The following is a 9,246-nucleotide window of genomic DNA, read 5'->3' as shown; positions in this document are numbered from 1 at the left end:
ACGATATGGCAACGTCAGTCAGGTGCTGGATGGAACGGGTGAAGCGGGTCGTGCGGGTCCAGGCACGCTCAGGCGCCGAAGCGCCTTCCCGCTCCCGTTTCCTCCCCGGCCTGAAGGCCGGAGTATCCACGAGAGGCACTCGATGAGACCGCACGACCTCGCACGATGACCGACACGAACGCCGTGGCGGCGCTGCCCGGCGGCCAGGCGCTGGCGCGTCTCGCCGATCAGGCCGAGGGGGACCCTGCCGCGATCCGGGCGATCGCGGCCCGCTGGCGCGCGGCCGCCCCAAGGGTGGTCGCGCCGCTCGACGCCCTCGGCTCGGCCGTCGGCGGCGTGGACGCGGCGTGGAACGGCTCCTCGGCCGACGCCTTCGTGGCGTACATGCGCCGGTACGGCCGCGCGGGTGACGCGTTGCACGACGCGCTCACCGGCTGCGCCGCCTCGCTGGAGGCGGCCGCGGGCGCGGTCGAGACGGCGAGGAGGCACATCGGCCAGGTCTGCGACGACCTGCTGGCCTGGGTCGCGGAGTACCGGCGCGTCAACCCGCACGCCACCGAGGACCAGCTCAGGCCCGGTATCGGCGGGCAGGTGTCGGCGGCGACGTCCCTCGCGCGGGGGCATGCCGACACGGCGGAGACCGCGCTGTCCACCGCGCGGGGCGAGATCGGCAAGCACCTCGGCGAGGCCGTCCCCGGCTTCGCGGGTATCCCGGCGGCGGGCGACGAGGCGTTCGTCCCCGGTCACGGGCACACCACCCGGTGGGTGCCGGTGCCGGAGGACCAGATCCGCCCGGCGTCGCACACCGGAGGCGGCTCGTCCTCGGGCGGCACGTCGACCGGCGGCACGTCCTCCGGCGGCTCGTCCTCCGGCGGCGAAGGGGGCGGGGCCGGCGGCTACGGGCCCAGCGGCGCACCCCCACCGGGCGGCGGGCCGGCGCCCCAGGGCAGGGTGGTCGAATGGATCCACCAGGCGGTCGAGATCCTCAGGGCCCAGGGCCATCCGGTCGAGAAGATGAACGTCGACGACATCTGGATGATCATCAAGCACGAGTCGGGCGGCGACCCGCGCGCCATCAACCTCTGGGACTCCAACGCGGCGGCCGGGCACCCGTCCAAGGGCCTGATGCAGACGATCGACCCGACGTTCTCCCGATGGGCGCTCCCCGGGCACCGCGACATCTACAACCCGGTGGACAACATCATCGCCGGGGTGCGGTACGCGATCGAGCGGTACGGGTCGGTCTCCAACGTGCCCGGGGTGGTGGGCAGCAAGACCGGCTCGGGATACGTCGGCTACTGAACCGTCCCGGCGCCCTCCGGAACCACGGGCCGGTCCCCAGGCGGTGGGCAGCGAGACCGGGCCGGGGTACGTCGGCCACCGAGCCGTCCCGGCGCCCTCCGGAACGATCGTGCGCCGGGACGATCGAGTGCCGCCCTGCGGGCGACCCGCCACCGTACGGGGACCGCGGACCGATGTCCGGTTACGGTATGTCAGGTGCAGGCGGTTATTGCGGCTTTTATCCCCATATGGTTTATCGGCGCCCTCGGCTGGCTGGCCGCCCGGTCCGGGCGGGTGGGGCCCCAGGTCCGGGAGGCGCTGACGGCGTTCGCGTTCACCGTCGCGATGCCCGCCGTCCTGTTCACCACGCTCAGCCGCACCCCGCTCGACCGGATCCGGCCGGGCCCGCTGCTCGCCTTCGCGATCAGCACCTTCGCCGTCGGCCTGCTCGCGTTCGCACTGTTCCGTGGCGGATCGTCCGACCGGGTGACCGGCGCGATGTCCTCGGCCTACGTCAACGCCGGCAACCTCGGCATCCCCGTCGGCCTGTACGTCCTGAACGACGCGACGTTCGTGGTGTCGGTCCTGATGTTCCAGGTCCTGCTGGTCTCCCCGCTGATCTTCCTGGGCCTCGGGGCCGGGGGCTCGTCCTTCCTCGCCCCGCTGCGGACGCCGATCGTGGTGGCCTCGCTCCTCGGCCTGGGCGTGTCGGCCCTCGGCCTGCGCCTTCCCGACCTCGCACTGAGGCCCCTGGAGATCCTCGGTGGCGCCGCCGTGCCCCTGGCGCTGTTCTCCCTGGGCATGTCGCTGAACGGAACGGCCGTCTCCTGGCGCGCGACCGGGGCGGCCGTGGCCCTCAAGCTGCTGGCCCAGCCGCTGGTGGCCTTCCTGGCCGGACGCTTCCTGCTGGGCCTCGACGGCCCGGCGCTCTTCGCGGCCGTCCTGTTCGCCGGACTGCCCACCGCCCAGAACACGTTCGTCTACGCCGCCGAGTACGGCCGCCCCACCGAGCTGCCCCGCGACACCATCCTCGTCTCCAGCGTCCTGTCCCTGGGCACCCTGTCCGTCATCGCCCTGCTGGGAACCCGCTGAGCCTTCCCTCCCGCCCCGGACGCTCCCGGATGTCCCCGGCAACCCTCGGAACGGCGCCGGGCGCCTCGTCGTGCGGCAGGCGCCAGGCCCGGCCGGAACGTCCACGAACGGTACGACCAGATCTCGACCTCGTCGGACGCCCCCAGCCCGAATCCGTCCTCGTGGAGACCGGGACCCCACTCGTGACGCGCCTCGAGCCAGGCGGAGTGCAGGCGCGTGGTGGGCATGATCGTTCGGGCATACGAAGACGATACTCATCCAGATCGTCACGATCCACGGCTGGAGACTAGGCGGAGGCTTCGGCGGCGCCGGTGCCGCCCTCGCGTATTCTCCGCATCTTCCCCGTGGCGATCACGTCGACCACGATCCGGTAGAAACCGGCGACCGACTCGCCACCCTCCAGCCCCATGCGGAACTGCTTGTCCACCTTCGTGAACGGGAAGATCGTGCTGCCCTCGGGGAGGGACACGCCCCACCCGTGGTCGTCCGACCAGTGCCAGTGGCCGTCCGTGGCGGCGACGACGCACGCGCCGAGGAACGAGCCGAGCACGCCGACCAGGCCGCCGGCCCGCTCCAGGTCGAAGCCCGGCCGGGAACGCTGCCTCTCGATGAAGCCCTCGACCCACTCGACGGACTCCCGGTTGAGACCGAAGTCCACGTCGCTCAGCGGCCCGAGCTCCTCGATGGCGAGGCTGACGTTCTCCTGGATTCGCGATAGCTCCTCTGCGCCCACCCCAGGATGATCGCAGCGGCCGTGACCGCCGGGCAACGCGATATCCGGTCAGGCGCCGGCGGGCGGCTCCACGAGTTTGACGATCTCGCGGGGACGCGACTCGCGCTCGTCATGGTCGATGTCCAGCTCCTCCGTCCGCAGGGCGGTGAACGCGGTGACGAACGCCTCCTCGGACTCCCACCGTACGAACGAGACGACAGCGTCGCCGGTCAGCCAGCACTCGGCCGACAGGCATCCCGGCCCCCGCAGGAACTCCTCGGCGACCCGGTGGACGCGCTCGACGAACGCGTCGCGGTGGGCGGCGTGCGGATAGTGGTTCGCCAGCATGGCGACCTTCATGGTCTTCTCCTTCGCTCCTCTCGACGGGGGTCGTCCCCCCGGCCGAGCGATCTTCTATGTTGAGCAACATAGGTTATGATTGTTAGCATAGAAGGAGGCGGTGTGACAACGCGACGGGAGCGGACCAGCAACGAGAGCCGGGAGCTGATCCTCACGGCGGCGTCGGAGCTGTTCGCGGAGAAGGGCTACAGGAGGACCACGTTCGTCGACGTGGCCGAGCGGTCCGGGATCAGCAGGGGGTCGATCCCCTGGCACTTCGACAGCAAGGAGGGCCTGCTGCTGGCGGTGTTCGAACGCGCGGTGGCCCTGATCCGCACCGGCCTGGCCTCCCCGGGGGAGACCGGAGGCGGCACCGACCGCCTGACACGCAGCGCCGGTGCCCTGTTCTCGCTGCCCGCCACCCGGCTCTTCGTCACGCTCCTGGCCGAGGCGCTGGAGCCGGACTCCCCCATCCGCGACCGCTACGTCGAGCTCCACAACACGCTGCGCGACCACTGCAGGCGGGGGCTGGAACGGCTGCCGCTGCCGGACGGTGCGTCCGCCGAGGCGCTGGCCGTCGCGATCATCGGCGCCGGGATCGGCATCCACCAGCAGTGGCTCCTCGCCCCCGACCGGGTCGACCCCGGCGCGGCCCTGGCCGCGCTGCGTTCCCTGCTGGCGGGAACGGCGCCCCCGGCCGCGGGATGAACGGGCGTCGCGGGAACCCGGATCCTCGATCACGGCACCCCCGTAGGGCCGCCGTATGCCCCCCGTGCTCCGCGTACCGCAATGAAGGCTCGGCGTCCGGCGGGGCGCGACGGCTGACGGCCGGTGCCCGCCGTCCCGTCGCGAGGACGGGGCGGCGGGCACCGGGGTGTCACAGGGTGCTGCGAGGTGACATCAGGCGTTACGGGGTGGCCCGGTCGGGCCGTTCGGAGATGCGGACGGCGTTGACGACGGTGTCACCCGTCCGCTTGGCGAAGCGCACGTTGAGCTGGCCGTCGGTGACCTTCACCGTGTACTGGCGGGTGGTGGCGGTGTAGGCACCGGTCTCCAGGGCCAGGTCCAGCGCGGGGACGGCGAGCTGGCCCTCGACGATGACGTCGAAGACGCGCTGGCCCTCCCGCTTGCCCCGGGTCTCGGCGAAGCCCAGCTCGACGGTGTAGGTGCCGGCCGGCACCTGGTCGAACCGGTACTCCAGCATCCCCTCGCGGACGCTCCTGAACAGCGCCTGCTCGACGGTGCCGGTGATCGTCCTGCTCGCCGTGTTCGTCTTGGTGGAGGTCCCCACGTAGCCGTGACCGCCCGTGGTGTACTTCCGGTCGGCGCTCCAGCGGTCGCCGGCGGCGTCGACGACGTCCCTGGTGCCGCCCACCTCGACCGCGACCCGGTGCCTGGGCACCACGAGGGTGACGACGATCTCGATCTGCGGGTTGCGGCCGCTGGCCGAGCGGACCAGCAGCTTCCCGGTCCGTACGGTGCCCGGCTCGACGCCCGCGCTGGAGGCGGTCACCGTCAGTTTCTGCGAGCCGCCCGTGACCAGCCGGCCCGAGGCCGGCGTCACCGCCAGCCAGCCCTGGGCGGGCTCGGTCACGACGGTGTAGTCCGTGGCCACGCCCAGGTTGGACAGCTCGACCGTGCCCGACCTGGTCGAGTCCGCCGGCTGCACCAGGGTCAGCTCCGCGACCGAGGCCGTCACCCTGCCGGTGGCCAGGGCGGTGTCGGCCCGGGTGACGGCCCCGGCGGTGACGGTGACCTCCTGGGTGAAGGTGCCGTAGTTCTCCTTGGAGATCTCGACCCGGTAGTCGCCCATCGGGACCTGCCCGAGGAACGTGCCGTCCTCGGCGGTGGTGAGGGTCACCACGTCGCCCACCTTGACCGTCGCGCCCGCCAGGGGCCGGCCGTCGTTGGCGTCGGTGACGGTGCCGGTCAGCAGGCCGTGCCGGCTGGTGGCGAAGGTCAGGCTCTGGCCGTCGGCCAGGGCCGCGGCGTTGAAGGAGTACTGCAGCGCGTCGGTGCCGGTCGCGTTCTCGACGCCGATCGTGGCGCCGATCCCGGCGTCGCGCTCGCTGTCGATACTGTCGTAGCGGTAGCCGATCGAGCCGTTCTCGCCGAGCAGCGCCGAGAACGAGATGCGCTGGGTGGCGTCGGCGTAGAAGCGGGCGTTGCGCCACTCCAGGACGAAGGTCCGGTTGGGCGCGGTGCCCAGGGTGGCGGTGTGGACGCCGGACTGGTCGTCCAGCACGAGGTCGTCCCAGAAGGGGTAGATCGCCGCGTTGGGCGCCGCCGAGGCGGGCAGGGTCGCGTTCCCCGCCAGGGCGGTGCTGGTGGCGAAGGTCAGGAACCCGTTGCTGCTGACCCAGCCCGCCGTGTACCCGGTGCCGTAGAAGGGGAAGGTGAACGGCAGCGTGATCGGCTGGATCACGTCGTCGCCGGTGATCGCCGTCTTGACGGTGCCCGCGACGTACGGCTCGGCGCCGGCCGCGCAGGTGTAGCCGAAGGCGTCGGTGCGGCGCGGCAGCTCGGCGTCCCTGGTCGGGTCCCCGTTCACGGTGACCGGCACGGTGAGGACGTTCGCGCACCGCGAGCGCGGGGTGAACCTCAGCTCGTAGTCGCCGTTCGGCAGCGTCAGCCGGTAGCGTCCCGCGGCGTCGGTGACCCCGGTGACCGCGGTGCCCACCGCGGTCACGGTGGCGCCCTCCTCGGGCGCGCCGCCGGAGGTGACCGTCCCCGACACCGTGCCCGAGGGCAGCGCCGTCAGCGACACGTCCCGGGTGACCGTCCGGTCCGCCACGACCGTGACGTCCGCGGCGGCGTCCTCGTAGCCGAACCTCTCCACGGTGAGCCGGTAGGCGCCCTCGGGCAGGCGGGGCAGGGTGTAGGTCCCGTCCTGCGCGGTGGCGACGGTGCGGTTCAGCGGCCCGGTGACGGAGACGGTCGCCCCCGCCACGGGCGAGCCGCTGGACGTCACGGTGCCCGCCAGCGTGCCGATGGCCTCGTCCGGGGCGGCCTGGACCGCCGCGAACGTGTCGAGGCGGCCCTCGCCCCAGATGTTGTTGTCGGCCGCGGTGCCGCCGCAGCGGACGTCGTCGACGTCGATCGCGGTGCGGTCGAGCAGTTCGCGCGTGGCCGCGATGTCGCCCAGCAGGCCCGGGGAGGCCGACCAGATCAGCGCCACGGTGGCGGCCACGTGCGGGGCGGCCATCGAGGTGCCGGAGAAGACGTCGTAGCCGCCGGGCACGGAGGAGCGCACGTCGACGCCGGGGGCGGCGAGGTTGGGCTTGATCTCACCGTTCTCGCCGGAGCCGCGGGTGGAGAAGGGCGCGATCACGTTGTTCACGTCGAACGCGCCGGCGCTGTAGGAGGCGGTGTACTGGCCGGGGGAGCCGCTGGAGGTGCAGCCCGCGTTGGTGAGGTTGCCGTTGGAGAAGACGGGGAAGATGCCCGCCGCGACCCAGGCGTCCACGGTCTCCTTGTACCAGGGGTCGAAGCCGCTGCCGCCCCAGGAGTTGTTGACGATGTGCGGCGCCAGGTCGGGGCGGGGGTCGTCGCCGTTCTGGTCGGTGGGCGCCAGCACCCACTGCCCGGCGGCGAGCAGCGAGGCGTCGGAGCAGGTGTTGGTCTCGCATCCCTTGGCGGCGATCCACGTCGCGCCCGGGGCGACGCCGATGACGTCGGCGCCGTCGCCGCCCACCATGGTGCCCATGGTGTGGGTGCCGTGGTCGTTGTTGTCGCACGGCGCGGTGCCGGCGCAGATCCCGGCGGGGTCGAACCAGTTGTGGGCGTGGTCGACGGTGCCGTCGGCCTTCTTGCCGCGGTACCGGGCGGCCAGCGCGGGGTGGTCGAACTGCACGCCGCTGTCGATGTTGGCCACGACGATGCCCTCGCCGCGCACGCCCAGCTCGCCCCAGACCCTGGGGGCGTTGACCCGGTCGATGTTCCACTCGGTCGCGTTCACCCTCGCCGTCTGCCTGCCGGGCATCGGCTTGGGCAGGGTGGCGACCCGGACGGGCTCGATCCGGTCCACCTCGGGCCGCTCGGCGATCTCCTCGGCGAGCTTGGCGCTCCCGGTCACCCGGATGGCGTTGGAGATCCAGAAGGGCGTGAAGTCGGCGCTCTCGGCGGTCAGGAGCCTGCGCAGGCCCGCCTGCGAGGACTCCGCCAGCTCGGTCTTGGCGCGGTAGACCTGGGTGGCCTTCTCGGTCCTGGTCCTCGCCCTGCGGGCCGCGCCGAGGTCGGCGCCGCCCTTCAGGCGCACCCAGAAGGTGGCCTTGTCGTCGACGGCCAGCTCGGCCAGGACGGTCTTGTGGATCTTGTCGGGTTCGGGGGCGGCCTGGGCCACCCCTTGGGGGAGGAGGAGGGCGAGGGCGGTGACGGTCCCGATCAGGATCGATCGCCGGCGGCGGGGGGTGTTTGACACGCGGTCTCCTTCACGCCGGACGGGAGTCTCCCGCCCGGCAGGGCGACGCGGGATGCACATGATCTTTACAACCCACGTGGAAAATCCTGAATAGATCGTGTGAAATTTTCAAGCTTTCGGGCGCGTAAAACGCCATATGTCATAAAAATCAGGGTGAACAGGGCAGGCCAGAATGGGCGCCCTCCTTCCGGCACCTTCCCCGCCGCCCTCCTCGCCCCCGCCGCGACGCCGGGGTGATCTGCCCGGTTCACCCGGACTCTCCGCGGGACCGTCGCGGCGCGCGTGTTCACGGGGGCGGCCGGACGCGGGATCATTGACGACGTGAACCGCACCGCTGCCGTACGCCTCCTGGGAGTGCTCCTGCTCACCGCCGTCGCGATCACGGCCGTGCTGCTCGCCCTGCTCCCCCCCTCCTCCCCCGGCGAAGGCACCGGCGCGGCCGGCGCGCGCGACGGGGGCGGGCCGATCCCGGCCTTCACCGTGCGCGAGCTGGGCGCACGCGACCACGAGCTCACCGTCACCTCCGCCGCGCTGGGCCGCGAGGGCATGGTCCGGGTGCTGCTGCCCGAGGGGTGGACGCCCGGCTCGGGGCCCTGGCCGCTGCTGTACCTGCTGAACGGCTGCTGCCAGAGCGACTACGCCGCCTGGGTCGGCAAGGGGGACGCCGCGCGGCTCACCTCCGGCTACCGGGCGATCGTGGCCGTCCCCGAGGGCGGCCCGGTCGGTTTCTACTCCGACTGGCGCGACGGCCCCGGCTGGGAGACCTTCCACCTCACCGAGGTAAGGAGCATCCTGGAGCGCGACTACGGCGCCGGCGACCGGCGGGCGGTGGCCGGGCTGTCCATGGGCGGATTCGGCGCCATGTCGTACGCGGCCCGCCACCCCGGCATGTTCCAGGCCGCGGCCTCGTTCTCCGGCGTGCTGCACACCCGCGACGGCGAGGGCGGCGTCGACTGGCTGCTGAAGCGCAACCAGGAGGACTCCGCGAAGCTCTGGGGGCCGCCCCAGGACCCCGCGTGGGCCGCCCACAACCCGGCCGACCTCGCCAGCGAGCTGCGCGAGGTGCGGCTCTTCGTCTCCGGCGGCGACGGCTCCCCCGGCCCGCTGGACGCCCCCTCCACCGGCCGGGACGAGGGTGAGGCCGCGCTGCTCCGCCAGGCCGTGACCTTCACCGAGCGGGCCGAAGCGGCCGGGGCCGAGGTGACCGCGGACTTCTACGGCCCCGGCACCCACACCTGGCCGTACTGGCGGCGCGGCCTGGAGCGCGCCCTGCCGATGCTCATGGGCACCATCGGCGCCACCGTCTGAGAGCGCGGCCCGCCGCGCGGGCGGAAAGTTAATACGGACGACTCTGGGCGTTCAGCTCGGGCACCCCTTGCCGGTCACCCTCGTGACTAGGTTC

7 protein-coding genes are annotated in these 9,246 nt (G+C 72.6%); 4 read left to right on the top strand and 3 right to left on the bottom strand.

What is annotated here, in order from left to right; genetic code table 11:
• The first annotated feature begins 165 nt into the window (after positions 1–165).
• Positions 166–1,302, top strand: coding sequence for a WXG100 family type VII secretion target (locus tag ACLQ2R_RS38710; RefSeq protein ID WP_425966405.1), 1,137 nt, complete (start codon positions 166–168; stop codon positions 1,300–1,302).
• Between the two features lie 195 nt (positions 1,303–1,497).
• On the top strand, positions 1,498–2,373 hold the full coding sequence (locus ACLQ2R_RS38705; RefSeq protein ID WP_425966404.1) for an AEC family transporter: 876 nt from the start codon (positions 1,498–1,500) through the stop codon (positions 2,371–2,373).
• Positions 2,374–2,659: 286 nt separating this feature from the next.
• Here the strand turns inward: ACLQ2R_RS38705 and ACLQ2R_RS38700 are convergent, their stop codons facing one another.
• Entirely contained in the window at positions 2,660–3,106 is a 447-nt protein-coding gene (locus ACLQ2R_RS38700; protein ID WP_425966403.1) for a hypothetical protein, read from the bottom strand.
• A gap of 48 nt (positions 3,107–3,154) precedes the next feature.
• On the bottom strand, positions 3,155–3,445 hold the full coding sequence (locus ACLQ2R_RS38695) for an antibiotic biosynthesis monooxygenase family protein (protein ID WP_425966402.1): 291 nt from the start codon (positions 3,443–3,445) through the stop codon (positions 3,155–3,157).
• A gap of 102 nt (positions 3,446–3,547) precedes the next feature.
• Between ACLQ2R_RS38695 and ACLQ2R_RS38690 the strand changes: the two genes are divergently transcribed.
• Positions 3,548–4,132: a TetR/AcrR family transcriptional regulator gene (locus ACLQ2R_RS38690; RefSeq protein WP_425966401.1), complete on the top strand. Its 585-nt coding sequence runs from the start codon at positions 3,548–3,550 to the stop codon at positions 4,130–4,132.
• A gap of 199 nt (positions 4,133–4,331) precedes the next feature.
• Here the strand turns inward: ACLQ2R_RS38690 and ACLQ2R_RS38685 are convergent, their stop codons facing one another.
• A complete protein-coding gene (locus ACLQ2R_RS38685; protein ID WP_425966400.1) occupies positions 4,332–7,844 on the bottom strand; it encodes a S8 family serine peptidase in 3,513 nt (1,170 codons plus the stop codon).
• A gap of 321 nt (positions 7,845–8,165) precedes the next feature.
• On the opposite strand from ACLQ2R_RS38685, the gene ACLQ2R_RS38680 reads away from it, so the two are divergent.
• Positions 8,166–9,152 (top strand): alpha/beta hydrolase, encoded by a 987-nt coding sequence (locus tag ACLQ2R_RS38680; RefSeq protein ID WP_425966399.1) that lies wholly within the window; start codon positions 8,166–8,168, stop codon positions 9,150–9,152.
• Positions 9,153–9,246: the final 94 nt, after the last annotated feature.

The sequence above is a fragment of the Streptosporangium sp. DT93 genome (genome assembly GCF_049844535.1).
In the GTDB taxonomy this organism is placed as follows: domain Bacteria; phylum Actinomycetota; class Actinomycetes; order Streptosporangiales; family Streptosporangiaceae; genus Streptosporangium.
Note: the sequence above shows the minus strand (reverse complement) of the source record. Positions and strands in the feature narration are given on the sequence as shown.